Origin of the sequence: Acidaminococcus sp. HCP3S3_G9_1, assembly GCF_052122455.1 — a bacterium.
Taxonomy (GTDB): domain Bacteria; phylum Bacillota; class Negativicutes; order Acidaminococcales; family Acidaminococcaceae; genus Acidaminococcus.
In genome coordinates this window covers 30,019-46,241 of sequence record NZ_JBQKCH010000004.1, presented here as the reverse complement: position 1 = coordinate 46,241, position 16,223 = coordinate 30,019, and the positions used below count along the sequence as shown (strand labels likewise).

Here is a 16,223-nt window from a genome sequence, read left to right as displayed (position 1 = left end):
GAAACAGGTGAATGATAATGGAAGACATGAACCAACTGTACTCTGACATTATTCTGGAGCACAACCAGGACCAGGCCAACAAACATGAGCTGGATCCCCACAATCTCCAGGAACACGGCCACAACCCCAGCTGCGGGGATGACATTACCCTCCAGGCGGATATCCAGGACGGGATCATCAAAGATGCCGCCTACACCGGCCACGGCTGCGCCATCAGCCAGGCCTCCACGGATATCATGATCGACCTGATCCGGGGGAAATCCGTCAAGGAAGCCCTCCGTCTGGTGGATCTGTTCCTGGCCATGATCAAGCGGGAAGAAACCGATGACGGGAAACTGGAAGAACTGGACGACGCCATCGCCCTGAAAAATATCTCCAACATGCCCGCCCGGGTAAAATGCGCCGTCCTGGCCTGGCATACCCTGAAGGATGCTTTGGAGAAGGAAGAGAATAAATAAGGTGCTGTTTCGCAGCACAATGGCCCTGTCAATGGTCAATTGCCAGAGAAAAGAACCCGCCTTGTTGGACGGGTTCTTTTTTATTTGGCAATCCATAGGATATTTGATGAGGAAACAAGTATTCTTTGAAAAGGTTGGTATACCATATTCAAAAATTTGCTTTGGCAAATTTTATCATTTAGCCATTGACAATTGACTGTTGACAATTGACAAAAGAGGGCAAAGCCCTCTTTTTTATAGCTTTTTCCCCGCTGGTGTAGTATAATCTACCCATAATGTCAAGAGTGAAACATAAGGAGGATGCAGAGGATGCATAGTTTTAGCACGGATTTTGGAGGTCGGACCCTTACCATTGAAACGGGGAAGATTGCCAAACAGGCCAATGGCGCTGTTCTGGTCCGCTACGGCGAAACGGCTGTAGTGGTGGCTGTGACGGGTACCGATACCCCCAGGGAAGGGGTGGATTTCTTCCCGCTGACAGTGGATTTCGAAGAAAAGATGTACGCAGTGGGCAAGATCCCCGGCGGGTTCCTGCGGAGAGAAGGGCGGCCGGCAGAAACGGCCATCCTCACGTCCCGGCTCATCGACCGGCCCATTCGGCCTATGTTCCCGGACGGCTACCACAACGATGTACAGATCGTGTGCACGGCAGTTTCCGTGGATCCGGACAATGCCCCGGACATTCCGGCCATGATCGGCGCTTCCTGTGCCCTGTCCATTTCTGATATCCCCTTTGAAGGCCCCATCGCCGGGGTCCGGGTAGGCCTCATCGATGGCCAGTTCATTGTGGAACCCACTGTGGAACAGGCCAAGGTCAGCGAACTGAACCTGGCAGTGGCCGGTACCAAAGACGCCATCCTGATGGTGGAAGCCGGCGCCAAGGAAGTTTCTGAAGAAGTGATGCTGGATGCCATCTGGTTTGCGCACGGCGAAATCAAGAAACTGGTGGAATTCCAGGAAAAGATCCAGGCCGAAGTGGGCAAGCCCAAAATGGACTTCGAAGTCTACACTCCCCCCGCAGAACTGGCCCAGGAAATCGAAGCCTATGGGGAACCCAAGATCCACGATGCCCTGATGGATCCGGACAAGCTGCACCGGGACAAAATGGTCAGCGAAGCCAAGGAGGAAATCCTGGCCCACTTTACGGAACTGTATCCGGACAATGAAATCGATATTGCCCATGTGGTGGCCAAACTGGTGAAACGGGTGTTCCGGCACATCATCACCGTGGACAAGATCCGTCCGGACGGCCGTGCCCTGGATGAAGTCCGTCCCATCAGCTGTGAAGTGGGGCTCCTGGCCCGTCCTCACGGCTGCAGCCTGTTCACCCGGGGACAGACCCAGGTGCTCAACTGCCTGGCCCTGGCTCCGCTCCGGGAAGCCCAGAACCTGGAAACCCTGGCCGGGGACATCCAGAAACGGTACATCCACCATTACAACTTCCCGCCTTACAGTGTGGGCGAAACCAAACCTCTGCGCAGCCCGGGCCGTCGGGAAATCGGTCACGGGGCGCTGGCGGAACGGGCTCTCCTGCCGGTGATTCCTTCGGAAGAGGAATTCCCCTATACCATCCGGCTGGTTTCTGAAGTGCTGGAATCCAACGGTTCTTCCTCCATGGCCAGCACCTGTGCCAGCACCCTGTCCCTGATGGATGCCGGCGTGCCCATTAAAGCTCCGGTATCCGGGGTGGCCATGGGCCTGGTGAAGGAAGGAGAAAACTTCACCATCCTTACCGATATCCAGGGCCTGGAAGACGCCAACGGGGATATGGACTTCAAGGTAGCTGGTACCTCCAAGGGTATCACCGCCATCCAGATGGACATCAAGGTGGACGGCCTGACCAAAGACATCCTCCAGGCGGCCCTGGCCCAGGCCAAGAAAGGCCGTGCCTTCATCCTGGGCAAGATGCTGGAATGCATCTCCGAACCCCGGAAGCAGCTGAAGAAATACGCACCCAAGATCACCACCATTAAGGTGAACCCGGAGAAGATCAAAGACATCATCGGACCTGGGGGCAAGGTGATCAAGAAGATCGTGGAAGATACCGGTGCCCAGATCGACATCAACGATGACGGTACCGTGTACATTGCCGCCGCCGACAGCGCATCCGCCGATGCGGCCATCAAGACCATCCAGGACATCACGGCAGAACCGGAAGTGGGCAAGGTGTACACCGGCAAAGTCACCCGGATCATGAACTTCGGGGCCTTTGTGGAATTCATGCCCGGCCGGGAAGGGCTGGTGCACATTTCCCAGCTGGCCAAGGAACGGGTGGAAAAAGTGGAAGATGTAGTCAGCGTAGGCGACGAAATCGTCGTGAAGCTGGTGGAAATCGACTCCAAAGGACGGCTGAACCTGTCCCGGAAAGCCTGCTTGAAATAAGAAAAAAGGGTGCTGCTGTGCAGCACCCCTTTTTTCATGTTACAATAATATGGTACACACAGGAAACAAGGAGATCATACTATGGGATTGTTTTTCAGAAAGACGAAAGTGACCTTGCTGGCTCCTTTGACCGGGGAACTGGTGTCCCTGGATCAGGTGCCGGACAAGGCTTTTGCCCAGAAAATGCTGGGAGACGGGGTGGCGGTACGGCCGGAAGAAGGACGGCTGGCAGCCCCCTGTGACGGAACCATTTCCTATGTGCCGGATACGGCCCATGCCATTGCCCTCACGGAAGGCCACGGACTGGAAATCCTGCTCCATGTGGGACTCAATACGGTGGCCCAGAATGGGGCGGGCTTCAAGGCCCTGGTTAAAACCGGGGACAAGGTAAAGGCCGGCCAGCCTCTGATCGAATTCGACCGGGAGAAACTGGGAAGCTGCGGCTGCAATCTGACTACCCCCATGGTGATCACCAATGGGGATAAGGTGGGGAAGATGGAAAAGGCACAGTCAGGACCGGTGGCGGCCGGTAAGGACATTGTCCTGACCATTACCCTGAACTGAGGGGGAAGGAACCATGAAAGTAAACGGCAGCGGCGGAAGTTTTGTGGAACAGGTCTACAACCTGGCACCGGCAGTGGCCTGGGAACTGGGGCTTCAGGTATGCCGGGAAATGGAAGTGGAAATCGAAAAACAGGATGATGCCGGGATGCTGCTGAACGGCTCCCTGGTGTCGGAAGAAAAATCCTTCCTGTTCGGGAAACCCAAACGGAAGGAAATCGTTTTTGCCGTACAGCCTTTGGAACAGGGCTGCAATGTAATCGTGGACATCCACAAAAAACGCATGGAAGTGTACAGCCTGAAGCCCCAGAACCGGGAAACGGATAAATTTGTGGCCCTGTTCGAGGAAAAGGCCCAGGCTTACCTGGATCAGCGGATTTGTCCCCAGTGTCATGCAGCGCTGCCCAAAAACGTGGCCTTTTGCCCCTTCTGCGGGGCGAAGCTGTAGAGAGAAACAAAAAAGCTGGCTGCCGAAGCAGTCAGCTTTTTTATGTTGTAACCTATAGCTTAGATGGCGCGGGTTACCTTGCCGGAACGTAAGCAGCGAGTGCACACGTTGATGCTCTTCACTTCACCGTCTACCACCGCTTTAACCTTTTGAACGTTAGGTTTCCAAGAACGTTTTACATGTCTATTGGAATGGCTGACGTTGTTGCCGGACAGCTCACCTTTGTTGCAGATTTCACAGATGCATGCCATGGTCCCACCTCCTTCAAGTTATAAGGCAATGCTTTATTTTTAAAACTCAATGTAGCTATTTTAACACAAATTGGATTATAATTGCAAGTAGAAAACCATGAGAAAAGGAGAAAATGACCATGTGGTGGCAGGAACCTGTAAGCAAACTCAAAGGCATCGGGCCCAAAAAGGCCCTGGAATTCGCAAATATCAACGTAGAGACCATCGGCGACCTGCTGAATCATTTTCCCCGGCAGGGCTGCTATCTGGATTATTCCCACATCCGGACCATCGGAGAACTGACCACCGGTGGGGAAATGCAGCTGTTCCGGGGGACCATCGTCCGGCTGAACAACCGGCGGAGTGCCCGGAACATGAAATACGCCACCATTACCCTGGGGGACGGCACGGGCTTTGCGGAAATCGTCCTGTTCGGGGCACAGACCTACATGACCCGGGTGTACCATACCGGAGATGAGGTGCTGGTCATCGGCAAGGTGAACCTGGGCCGCACCGCCAAAAGTGTCACCAGCGCCAGTCTGTCCCATGTAAAGGATGAAAAGGCGGAGGCCCCCGGCATCCTGCCCACTTATGCCCTGACCGGCAGCCTGACCCAGAACCAGGTCCGGGGGGCGGTGCGCCAGGCTCTGGCCCTGGCCCGGAAGGAACTGCCGGAGTGCCTGCCGGAAAAGATCCTCCAGGCCAAGCATTTCCTGCCCCGGCTGGAAGCCCTGGAGAACATTCACTTTCCCAAAAGTCCGGAACTGCTGGAAAAGGCCCGGCAGCGGCTGATTTTTGAAGAGCTGTTCTTTCTCCAGTGCGGGCTGCTCCATCACCGGGTGGAAATCAAGAAGGACAGCCGGGGCATCAAGATGGCCCGGTCCGGAGAGCTGGTGCAGAAGGTACGGGAAGGTCTGGGCTTTGCGCTTACCGACAGCCAGAAAAAAGCCTGGCAGGAAATCGACGACGACATGCAGAGCCCGGAACCCATGAACCGGCTGGTCCAGGGGGATGTAGGCTCCGGGAAGACGGCCCTGGCCCTTCTGGCCCTGGCCAAAGCAGTGGAAAACGGCTACCAAGGCTGTCTCATGGCTCCTACAGAGATCCTGGCGGAACAGCATTACCAGGAAATGCAGAAGGTGCTGGAACCGGCCGGAATCCGGACGGCCCTTTTGACCGGAGGCCTGACTGCCAAAAAACGCCGTCAGGTGCTGGAAGGCCTGGCAGACGGCTCCATCCAGGCAGTGGTGGGGACCTACGCCCTGATCCAGGACAAGGTGGTGTTCCATTCCCTGGCCCTGGCCATTACGGACGAACAGCACCGGTTCGGGGTGGCCCAGCGGGCCAAACTCCAGGCCAAGAGCCAGTATGCGCCCCATGTGCTGGTGATGACCGCCACCCCGATTCCCCGGACTCTGGCTCTCACCGTGTACGGGGACCTGGACGTGTCCCTGATGAAAGGAATGCCCCCGGGACGGAAACCGGTCCGGACCCTGTGCTACACCGAGGACAAACGGCCGGCAGTGTACCAGGGGATGGTCCATCAGATCCAGGAAGGCCACCAGGCCTATGTGGTGTGCCCCCTGATCGAGGAAAGCGAAGGGGTGGACGCCAAGGCGGCGGAAGAACTCTACGAGGAACTGACTTCCACCTATCTGAAGGGGATCCCCTGCGGGCTCCTCCACGGCCGTCTGAAGCCGGAAGAAAAGGATGCGGTGATGGAAAGTTTCGCCCGGAACGAAACCAAGGTGCTGATCACCACTACGGTGGTGGAAGTGGGGGTGAACGTGCCCAATGCCACACTGATGGTCATCGAGGGAGCGGACCGGTTCGGCCTGGCCCAGATGCACCAGCTCCGGGGCCGGGTAGGACGGGGCAGCGCCCAGTCCTACTGCGTGCTGCTTACCGCTTCCACCAATCCGGTGACCCTGGAACGGCTCCAGATCATGCGCAGCTGCAGCGACGGGTTCCTGCTGGCGGAAAAGGATCTGGAACTCCGGGGGGCCGGCCAGTTCTTCGGCCTGCGCCAGCACGGCCTCAGCGACCTGTACATAGCGGACATCCTCCGGGATACGGATACCCTGGTGGAAGCCCGGAAAGCGGCCCAGTGGGCCATGGGAGACCCGGACACGGCCCAGGAAGTGATCCGCGCCGCTGCCACCACCCAGTTCGACGGACGGTTCGAGAGGATATTCAATGCATAAGGTGGAGCTGCACGTTGCGTGCAGCTCCCCTCGCTGTCAGCGGCCCCCTTCTTTCACCTTTCTTTACATGCAGTTTTCATTTCTGTAACAAGTTCCGGCTATAATAAATAAAATCCACTATTGACCTTTCATTGATTTTGTCATAAGGAGCCGTATCATGGAAGCACCTGTACAATCACAACCGCAATATCCTGCCCAAGACCGCTGTTCGGAACGGACTTTCAAACTTCTGGCTTTTGCCGGGCTGTTGGGGGTCCTGGTCCTGATCCATTTTCTGGACCCCGGATTCTATCACCAGATCGTCCACCTGGCCCGGGGTGGGAACATCCAGGAAACCGTGGACTTTCTCCGCTCCTTCGGCCCCTGGGCCGTAGTCATCAGTTTCCTGCTGGATGTGTTCATCAACGCCGCCGGCTGTCTTCCCTCCATTTTCCTGTCTACGGCCAATGGGGTGGTGTTCGGGCTGCCGGTGGGGATCCTGGTATCCTGGTCCGCGGAAAGCGTGGGGGTGATTCTCAGTTTCCTCATTATGCGGTATTTCCTCCGGTCCACAGCGGAAACCGTCATTGCCAAAAGCAACAATCTCCAGAAACTGGACGAGATGAGCAGTGAAAACGGCCTGGTGGCCATGGCACTGGCACGGACCCTGCCCTATTTCCCTTCCGGGATCCTCACCTGCTTGGGAGCCATCAGCCGGATGAAGTTCCGGGACTATGTGATTGCCACCTTTATCGGGAAACTGCCCTCCACGGCCCTGGAAGTGGTGGTGGGCCACGACATCGTCCATTTCCGCCAGCATATGGACCGGCTGGCCATCCTGGTGACTCTGGTGCTCCTGGTCTACGGAACGCTGCTGTACAGCCGGTACCGGAAACGTCGGGCCTGAGAAAGAGCTGCAGAAGGAATGTGTATCTATCGTTACACATTCCTTTTTCTTTTGGGAGAATTTCAAAAGTTTTCTGTAAAAAGCAGGAAAAAGGCTGTCTTTCCCCGAAAAAGAGTACCATCAGACTTGTTGAGGACCCTGTTTCGGCAGCGGTACCTCCTGCACCATACGGAACAAAGGGGGCTGTACAGTGAAAGAGTATACAGGTGATAAAATCAGAAACGTGGCAATCGTAGGTCATGGAGGCGCAGGCACCACTTCCCTGACGGAAGCTCTGCTCTACCGCAGCGGGGCCATCAGCCGGATGTGCAAGGTGGAAGACGGCCAGACCACTACGGACTTTGAACCGGAAGAAATCAAAAGAGGGGTTTCTGTCAGCGCCACCCTGGCACCGGTGGAATGGCGGGATGTGAAGATCAACTTCATCGATACCCCGGGGTTTGCGGATTTCGTGGCGGAAGTGAAAGGGGCCTTCCGGGCGGTGGACAGCGTGCTGATCGTGGTCAGCGCCACCAGCGGGGTCCAGATCGGGACGGAACAGTGCTGGAAGCTGGCGGAAGAAGCAGGTCTGCCCCGGCTGATCTTCGTGAACAAAATGGATCGGGAAAACGCTGATTACGACAATATCCTGGACAATCTCCGGGCCAAGATCGGGAAACGGATCCTGCCTCTGGAACTGCCTTTGGGCAAGGAAGCGGATTTCTGCGGGGTCATCGACGTGTTCAACCAGAAGGCCTACCGGGGCAACGGCAACGGGGCCGACGAAATCGAGGTCCCTGCTGATCTGAAGGAATGGGTCCAGGATGCCCATGACAAAATGGTGGAAGCGGCGGTCGAAGCCGATGACGAAATCATGGAACGGTATCTGGAAGGGGAAACCATTTCCGATGAAGAAGTGATGAGCTGTCTGGTGAAGGGCATCCGGCAGGGAATCATCTTCCCGGTGCTCTGCGGCTCCGCCTTCAAGAACATCGGCCTGGGCCGGACCCTGTCCGCCATTGTGGACTATACCTTCCCGGCCATCCTGAACGAATACCATGTAACCAACCTGAAAACCGGAGAAGTGGAACGGCGGGATTCCAACGCACCGCTGGCCGCTCTGGTGTTCAAGACCACCTCCGATCCCTTTGTGGGACGGATGAGCTTCATCCGGGTGTTCTCCGGGGTTATCAACGCCGACAGCACTGTGTATAACGCCAGCCGGGATGAAATGGAAAAGGTGGGGGCCATCTGTACCCTCCGGGGCAAGAACCAGATCCCCATGAAGGCCATTACCGCCGGGGATATCGGGGTGATCTCCCGTCTCCAGTTCACCATGACCGGGGATACCCTGAGTGCCAAGGAGGCACCGGTGCAGTTTGCACCCATTGAATACCCTCTGCCCATGTACAGCCGGGCCATCGCTCCCAAAAAGAAAGGGGACGAGGACAAAATTGCGGCGGCTCTGAACAAGCTCATGGACGAAGATCCTACCTTTATCGTCAGCCGGAACCCGGTGACCAAGGAAACTCTGATCAGCGGCATGGGAGACCAGCATCTGGACATCCTGATGGAACGGATGAAACGGAAATTCGGGGTGGAAGCCGTTTTGAAACCGCCCATGGTGGAATACCGGGAAACCATCCGGGGTTCTGCAGAAGTGGAAGGCAAATACAAGAAACAGACCGGGGGCCACGGCCAGTACGGCCATGTGGTCATCAAAATGGAACCTCTGCCTCCGGGAAGCGGTTTTGAGTTCGTGGACAAGATTTTCGGAGGTGCCGTGCCCCGGCAGTACATCCCGGCGGTGGAAAAGGGCATGAAGGAATCCATGGAACACGGGATCCTGGCCGGATATCCGGTGGTGGATCTGAAGATCACCCTGCTGGATGGGTCCTATCATACGGTGGACTCTTCGGAAATGGCCTTCAAAGTGGCTTCCCACATGGCCTTCCAGAAAGCGGCGGAACAGTCCAAGCCTGTGCTGATGGAACCCTATTACAACCTGGATGTGTATTGTGACGAACGGATGACCGGGGACATTATTTCCGACCTGAACAGCAAACGGGGACGGATCCTGGGGATGCAGTCTGCAGAAGACGGCCGGGCTGTGGTAAAGGCCCAGGTGCCCTATGCGGAAATCCTGGATTACGCTGTGGATCTCCGGGCCCTGACCCAGGGGACCGGGACCTTCGAAATGAAGTTTGACCATTACGAAGACGTGCCTCCCAAGATGGCGGACAAGATCATTGCTGAAGCCAGAGCCAAGGCAGAAGCCGCCAAAAAGTAAAAATATGCGTTTACCGGACCTGCCGGCCATTGCCGGAGGTCCGGTTTTTGTGTAAACTGAAAGGGATCGATTGTACAAGGAGGAATGGATGTGACACTGACTACTGAAAAAAAGGGCATCCTGGCTTCCATCCTGGCGGCGGTGTTCTTTACCACCATGGATGTGGGAGCCAAGAAACTGCTCCACCTGGGCACCGGGGAAATCACCTTCTTCCGGGGACTGGTGGGGATGCTGTTCCTGCCCTTTATGGCCCGGATGGAAACCCTGCCGGTGTTTTCCGGGAAGGACCGGGGGCTGCTCCATCTCCGGGGCCTGTTCGGATGTGCCTGCCTGCTGTTCTTTTTTTACTGCCTCAATGGATTGAAACTGGGGGACGCGGAAATCCTCACTCAGCTCTCTGCCTTTTTCATGTGTCTCCTGTCCCCGATTTTCCTCCGGGGCAGTCTCCAGAAGCGGTCGGTGCCCTGGCTGGGGGTGATCGCCTTGGGAGCGGCCATCGTCCTTCAGGTGTGGAATTTCCACTCGTTCAACCTTTATGCCCTGTTTGGAATCCTGTCCGCCTTCTTTGCAGCCAGCGCTTACGTGTGCATCGGGAAGATGACGGAGCGGGGAGGCCACACCCAGACGGAACTGGTGCTGTATTTCCAACTGTACAGCACTCTGGGAGGACTGGTGCTCATGGGTATGGACCGGTGGACCCTGCCGACAGGGGCCGAATGGGGATGGATCCTGGAAATGGCCCTGTCCGCCCTGATGGGGCAGGTGTGTCTCACCTGGGGGTGCACCCACATCCATCCTACTATGGTGAACTTTCTCATGTATACCGGCATCCTGTTCCATATCCTGGCGGGAGCTCTGCTCTGGGGCGAAGTCCTGACTGGGTATTCCTGGGTGGGCGGCAGCCTGATTGTGCTGGGGAGCGTGCTGCTGCTGAGACAGTGAGAAGAAGGGCGGTTGACAGATGACCGTTGACAGTGCTGCTGTCCATGCAGCCCTAGTGTAAAATAGTTCTCGGTAAAATGAATAAACCCTTATAAACTTGCAAAAAGGAAGACCTTCATCATATAGTATAAGTCTCTACACCAACACTATAGATAGGAGAAGGTCTTCCATGGATTTCATTGTATCAGAATTCATCAACCTAATAAAGAGGTGTTCCAACGGGCTGGCTTTGGAAAAAGAGATCTGGCGGCGGGGAATCGAGCTCCAGTGCCGGGCTTTCGCCCAGGCTCTGGAGACTTACGATGCTGAGATGGCCAGGCAGTATGCGGGAAAACAGGAAGTACTGCGGATTGACCGGCGTACTGTGCTTTGCATGTTCGGGACGGTCACATTTTCCCGCCGTCTGGTCCGGCGCGAAGGCGGAAAGCCATTCTATCCTTTGGATAATATCCTGGGTCTGTCACCTTATCAACGGTATTCTCCGTTGCTCCTGTACTCAGTAACCAAAGTGGCAGCCGGCAGCGTCTATCGGGCTGCGACTGAGGCAGTGAATACCCTGACTCCGCTGGATATCAGCCATCAGACAGTAGGCAGGATAGTCAGGACGGTGGGAGACAAGTACGCCCAGCATGAAAAAGCCCAGGCCAATTCGGCTTTCTGCAGCGAGGAATCGTTGGAAAAGCCGAAATACCTGTTCATTGAAGGCGACGGTGTCCTGATGAAGGCACAGCCGAAAGGCAGTGTTGAAATGCACCGGTTCCAGGTGGCGACTGTGGTAAAGCAGATTGGCAAGAGGCGGATCCTGACAGGGTTCCGCGTTTTTGCCGGCTTTGACCGGAAGCATGTGCTGGAGCTGCTGGAGGCCTACCTGGGCAACCATTATGACCTGTCCCAATGTATTGTCTTGAGCAACAGCGATGGAGGCAGCGGGTACACAAAGGATGTGTTCGATGAGCTTGCGGCTGGCAGCCAGCGTCACGAGCATTTCCGGGATCAGTACCATGTGAACGAAAAAATCCGTCAGCGGCTTGGGTGGGTCAGAAAGCGGGGCATGGTGGACCGTCTGCATCACAAGGTTTGGAAACACAATCTGGAAGACGTCCGCTGCTGCCTGGACATGTTGGAAAGAGAAACCAGCAACGCCGACGAGGAAGAGAACGTCAGGAAACTGCGGGCTTACCTGGGGCGGAACTGGGAATACCTGACGTCCCTGGCAATGCGGGAAGGACTGGAAGAGTACCAGAAAGGTCTGGGAACATGTGAGAGCAACCATCGGACGTACACCTGCCAGATGAAGAAGCAGGGCCGGCGCTGGAGCAAAGACGGCGGTCTGGCGATGGTCAAGGTGATCAGTGGTTTGAAGAACGGAGACCTGGAGCAGGCCCTGGCAGGGGACTTGTACGGTATGTTGCTGAAAAACCGGAAAGAGTACCGGAATGCTGTGCGGGAAGCCCTGAAAAAACCGCTCTTTGTCCCTCACGTAGGTGTCCACCAGTGCTGCATTGCCAATTACGGACCCAGCAGCAGTCCCATGGGATATTTGGCCGCAGTACTGAACTGGTGATAAGAACGGTCCCAAAGTCCGCCCTGTGAGGGGCGGGGGACCATCCGCAAGGATGGTGGTGGGGGCATCGGCGACAGCCGATACTTCGCAGGACCGGCAGACAACAATGGAGTGTACGGATAAGAGCAAGGCCTCAGGGTTTGCAGTTTCCGTTGTTGTATCCCTGGAAAGTGTGACCGTACCCCCGCCAAGGTATTCGGTCCTTTCAGGACCTCATGCCCCCACCACCGGGCAAGCCCGGTCCCCCGCCCCTGCAGGGCGGACTTGGTCTCCGGCCTTGCTGGTACTTTGTACGAGTATACATCGATTCTCCGGGAGCCGGGAGGGCAGGCCCAGGAGGAGTCGGCGGGACAACATCGGGTGTTGTCGCTCCTGGGGTGGAGCACGCGGGCGATAGGGTCCGGCTTCCTGGTCCGTAGCCGCTGCCTTTGACCGTTAGGGCAAGGCGATAGGCTGTGAGCCTCCCGACAGGGACGAACGGGTCTGCCCTCCCGGCGGAGAGCCCTCGCGGGTGTAGGGTATAGAAGTTTTTGCCCTCTGGGCGGCCGGGACGGGTTTGCCTGCGGCGAAACCCCTACGTCGTCGACCTCAAAGCAACGATAAAAAATTTTTGACCCCATTTCTGAATAACTATACGGCGATGAAGGATTCACCGAGAACTTGTTGACACATACCATGCAGCAGCACCCCTTGCGTTACCCCCTCAAATGGCCTATAATCAGAATGAATGACTGTGTATACCACTTTTTTACATCCGCTATGGAGGGATTTTTTTCATGCAAAATATTGATACTGAAAGCATCAACACCCTGCGTTTTTTGTCCATCGATGAGGTGCAGGCGGCCAATTCCGGTCACCCGGGCCTTCCTCTGGGAACCGCGCCCCTGATGTACACCATTTGGGACCGGTTCATGAAATACAATCCTGAAAACCCCAACTGGTTCGACCGGGACCGTTTCGTCCTGTCCCCGGGCCACGGCAGCGCCCTGCTCTATGCCATGCTCCATGTGGCCGGCTATGATCTGTCCCTGGAAGATCTGAAGAACTTCCGTCAGTGGGGCAGCAAGACTCCGGGCCATCCGGAATACGGTGTGACCCCCGGGGTGGATGTGTCCACCGGTCCTCTGGGCCACGGCTTTGCCATGGCAGTGGGACTGGCCATGGCGGAAGAAATGATGGCCGCCCGGTACAACAAGGAAGGCTACAAGGTGGTGGACCATTACACCTACGGCATCACCTCCGACGGGGACCAGATGGAAGGGGTGGCTTCTGAGGCCGCTTCTCTGGCCGGTACCCTGGGTCTGGGAAAACTGATCTTCCTCTATGATGACAACAAGATCACCATCGAAGGCAGCACGGACATTGCCTTCCGGGAAGATGTGGGAGCCCGGTTCAAAGCCTATGGCTGGCAGGTGCTGCGGGTGGCTTCTTCTGAAGATGTGGAAGCTTTGGTCAAAGCCATCGAAGCCGCCAAGAAGGAAACCCGGAAACCGTCCCTGATCATCGTGAAGACCCATATCGGCTTCGGCAGCCCCCGGCAGGATATGGCCAGTGCCCACGGGGAACCCCTGGGGGCGGAAAACGTGGCCAAGACCAAGGAAGCCGCCGGCTGGGACGGCAGCCAGTCCTTTGTGGTGCCGGAAGCCGTGAAGAAACATTTTGCGGACAAACTGCCCCAGTGCCGGAAAAACGAAGAAGACTGGAACAAACTGCTGGAAGACTACGGCCGGGCTTATCCGGAACTGGCCCAGGAACTGGCCGACCGGCTGGACGGGAAAATGGATCTGGATGTGAAAGACCTGATGGCTGCCTTCAAGGATACGGACAGTGTGGCCACCCGGGCCGCCTCCGGTTCCGTACTCCAGCTGCTGGCTGACAAGATTCCTGCTCTTACCGGGGGCAGCGCTGACCTGGGGCCCTCCAACAAAACGGAAATGAAGGGCAAAGGCTTCTTCTCCGCCGAAGACCGGACCGGCCGGAACATCCACTTCGGCATCCGGGAACATGCCATGGGCTGCATCGTCAACGGTCTGTGCCTCCATGGCGGTATCCTGCCTTTCGGGGCCACCTTCCTGGTGTTCGCCGACTTCATGCGGCCGGCTGTGCGGATGGCGGCTCTCATGGGCATCGGCAGCGTGTTCGTCTACACCCATGACAGCGTGTTCGTAGGGGAAGACGGGCCCACCCATGAACCCATCGAACAGACCATGAGCCTGCGGCTGATCCCCAACGTATCCGTGTTCCGCCCGGCGGACGCCCTGGAAACGGCTGTGGCCTGGAAAGCCGCCTGCGAAAACCGGAAGCAGCCCACCTGCCTGCTGCTCACCCGTCAGGGTCTGCCGGTGCTCCATGGGTATGAAAAGACCATTGCCAAGGGTGCGGCCAAAGGGGCCTATGTGCTGAGCCTCTCCGCCAAAGACAAGGTGAAGGCTGTGATCATTGCCACCGGCAGTGAAGTCCATCTGGCTCTGGATGCCCAGAAAGCCCTGGAAGAAAAAGGCATTGGGGTCAATGTGGTGTCCATGCCCAGCTGGGATGTGTTCGAACAGCAGAGCAGTGCCTACAAGAAGAAAGTCCTGCCCAAGGATGTGCCTGCCATCGCCCTGGAAGCCGGAGTACGCACCGGCTGGGCCCGGTACACCGGCAGCGAGGACAGAGTCCTGGGCATCGACCGGTTCGGTGCTTCCGCTCCCGGCAAGACCGTCTACAAGGAATTCGGCTTCACCGTGGACCATGTGGTGGAAATGGTGAAGAAACTGAAGTGATTGGATGAAAAAGGCTGTCGCTCAGGCGGCAGCCTTTTTCAGAAAGAAGGAGAAAACATGTTCCATCTGTTGACCATTGCCGGGTCGGATTCTTCCGGCGGAGCCGGCATCCAGGCTGACCTGAAGACTTTTGCCGCTCATGGCTGCTACGGCATGAGCGTGATCACTGCCGTGACTGCCCAGAACACCACCGGGGTCACCGCCATCCAGAACATCGACCCGGAAGTGGTGGAAGCCCAGATCGATGCCGTATTCCAGGATATCCGGGTGGACGGGGTCAAGGTAGGGATGGTGTCCAATTCCGCTTTGATCCGGGCCATTGCCCGGAAAATGGAGGAGTACGCTCCCAAAGTGCTGGTGGTGGATCCGGTGATGGTGGCCACTTCCGGCAGCTATCTCCTGGAAAAAGAGGCCCGGAAGGACCTTCAGGAAAAACTGCTGCCTCTGGCCACCCTGATCACTCCCAACATGCAGGAAGGAGAAGTATTGTCCGGCCTTTCCATCCGCAGCCAGGATGACATGGAAAAGGCCGCGGCGGTGATCTGCCAGAAAGGGGCCAGGGCCGTGCTGCTGAAAGGCGGCCATCTGGCGGATACGGCCGATGACTACCTTCTGTATCCCGGGGAAGGGGACTGGCTGAAGGGAAAATGGTTCCCGGGCCAGCGGTTCGACAACCCCAATACCCATGGCACCGGCTGCAGCCTGTCTTCTGCCCTGGCCGCGGAACTGGCCGCCGGTCAGCCACTTCCGGAAGCCGTGGAAAAGGCCAAGGCCTATGTGGCCCTGGGCATCCAGAACGGTCTGGCGGTGGGCAAGGGCCACGGGCCCATCCACCATTTCGTGGATCTGTACCGGCATGCCGGCTGGGAGTGATGCATCATGAAAAAATTTGATCTGAGCCTGTACCTGGTCACTGACCGGAACTGTCTCCAGGGCAGGGATTTTTATGAAGCGGTGGAGGAAGCCCTCCGGGCCGGGGTGACCCTGCTCCAGCTCCGGGAAAAGCATCTGGGCCTGGAAGACCTGGTGGCGGAAGGGAAAAAGGTAAAGGCCCTGTGCCGGAAGTACCAGGTGCCCTTCCTGGTGGACGACAATGTGGAAGCGGCCAAAATCCTGGAAGCAGACGGTGTCCATCTGGGCCAGGAAGACGAGGCCATCCAGAAGGCCCGGGCGGCTCTGGGGCCGGACGCCATCATCGGCATTTCCGCTCACAATCTGGAGGAAGCCCTGGAAGCCCAGGCCCAGGGGGCCGATTACCTGGGAGTGGGGGCCCTGTATCCCACCGGGAGCAAAAAGGATGCCTCCCTGCTGCCTGCCGGGATGCTGGAAAAAATCGTCCAGGCGGTCCGAATCCCGGTTGCAGGCATCGGAGGCATCCAGGAAGACCGGATGGAGGAAGTACTGGACCAGGGTGCCGCCGGCTGTGCCATGATCAGCGCCATTCTGGGAGCTCCTGACATCACCGCTGCCGTCAGCCGGATGAAGGCCCTAATCCAGGCCCGGCAGCAGTGACG

The 16,223-nt window shown here is 57.1% G+C and carries 13 protein-coding genes; 12 read left to right on the top strand and 1 reads right to left on the bottom strand.

The annotated features are described in order from the left end of the window. Positions 1-17: 17 nt before the first annotated feature. The 4 genes from sufU to ACTQY1_RS03740 all read left to right on the top strand — a co-directional run bounded on the left by sufU (position 18) and on the right by ACTQY1_RS03740 (position 3,849). Complete coding sequence (gene sufU, locus ACTQY1_RS03755; protein ID WP_022488096.1) at positions 18-458, top strand: Fe-S cluster assembly sulfur transfer protein SufU; 441 nt, start codon at positions 18-20, stop codon at positions 456-458. A gap of 309 nt (positions 459-767) precedes the next feature. Continuing rightward, positions 768-2,840, top strand: coding sequence for a polyribonucleotide nucleotidyltransferase (locus ACTQY1_RS03750; RefSeq protein ID WP_022488097.1), 2,073 nt, complete (start codon positions 768-770; stop codon positions 2,838-2,840). A gap of 81 nt (positions 2,841-2,921) precedes the next feature. Then, positions 2,922-3,404: a PTS sugar transporter subunit IIA gene (locus ACTQY1_RS03745; protein WP_022488098.1), complete on the top strand. Its 483-nt coding sequence runs from the start codon at positions 2,922-2,924 to the stop codon at positions 3,402-3,404. A gap of 13 nt (positions 3,405-3,417) precedes the next feature. Next, a complete protein-coding gene (locus ACTQY1_RS03740; RefSeq protein WP_154487740.1) occupies positions 3,418-3,849 on the top strand; it encodes a zinc-ribbon domain-containing protein in 432 nt (143 codons plus the stop codon). A gap of 59 nt (positions 3,850-3,908) precedes the next feature. Here ACTQY1_RS03740 and rpmB read toward each other — a convergent pair whose 3' ends face one another. Next, on the bottom strand, positions 3,909-4,100 hold the full coding sequence (rpmB, locus tag ACTQY1_RS03735) for a 50S ribosomal protein L28 (RefSeq protein ID WP_012937850.1): 192 nt from the start codon (positions 4,098-4,100) through the stop codon (positions 3,909-3,911). A gap of 119 nt (positions 4,101-4,219) precedes the next feature. Here rpmB and recG point away from each other — a divergent pair, with 119 nt between their 5' ends. The 8 genes from recG (at position 4,220) to thiE (ending at position 16,221) form a co-directional block, all read left to right on the top strand. Continuing rightward, positions 4,220-6,283 (top strand): ATP-dependent DNA helicase RecG, encoded by a 2,064-nt coding sequence (gene recG / locus ACTQY1_RS03730; protein ID WP_022488100.1) that lies wholly within the window; start codon positions 4,220-4,222, stop codon positions 6,281-6,283. A 157-nt stretch (positions 6,284-6,440) separates the two neighbouring features. Then, complete coding sequence (locus ACTQY1_RS03725) at positions 6,441-7,169, top strand: TVP38/TMEM64 family protein (protein ID WP_022488101.1); 729 nt, start codon at positions 6,441-6,443, stop codon at positions 7,167-7,169. A 190-nt stretch (positions 7,170-7,359) separates the two neighbouring features. After that, positions 7,360-9,438 carry an elongation factor G gene (gene fusA, locus ACTQY1_RS03720; protein ID WP_308664570.1) on the top strand — a complete coding sequence of 693 codons (2,079 nt, stop codon included), beginning with the start codon at positions 7,360-7,362 and terminating at the stop codon, positions 9,436-9,438. A 90-nt stretch (positions 9,439-9,528) separates the two neighbouring features. Continuing rightward, entirely contained in the window at positions 9,529-10,380 is an 852-nt protein-coding gene (locus ACTQY1_RS03715) for a DMT family transporter (RefSeq protein WP_441373796.1), read from the top strand. Positions 10,381-10,549: 169 nt separating this feature from the next. Continuing rightward, positions 10,550-11,944 (top strand): ISLre2 family transposase, encoded by a 1,395-nt coding sequence (locus ACTQY1_RS03710; RefSeq protein WP_308664668.1) that lies wholly within the window; start codon positions 10,550-10,552, stop codon positions 11,942-11,944. Between the two features lie 776 nt (positions 11,945-12,720). Beyond that, positions 12,721-14,709 carry a transketolase gene (gene tkt, locus ACTQY1_RS03705; protein WP_441373795.1) on the top strand — a complete coding sequence of 663 codons (1,989 nt, stop codon included), beginning with the start codon at positions 12,721-12,723 and terminating at the stop codon, positions 14,707-14,709. Positions 14,710-14,766: 57 nt separating this feature from the next. Continuing rightward, a complete protein-coding gene (gene thiD, locus ACTQY1_RS03700; RefSeq protein ID WP_154487743.1) occupies positions 14,767-15,582 on the top strand; it encodes a bifunctional hydroxymethylpyrimidine kinase/phosphomethylpyrimidine kinase in 816 nt (271 codons plus the stop codon). 6 nt (positions 15,583-15,588) lie between these two features. Next, the gene (gene thiE, locus ACTQY1_RS03695; protein WP_022487041.1) at positions 15,589-16,221 is read left to right on the top strand and encodes a thiamine phosphate synthase; all 633 of its coding nucleotides are present in this window, start codon (positions 15,589-15,591) and stop codon (positions 16,219-16,221) included. Positions 16,222-16,223 lie beyond the last annotated feature (2 nt).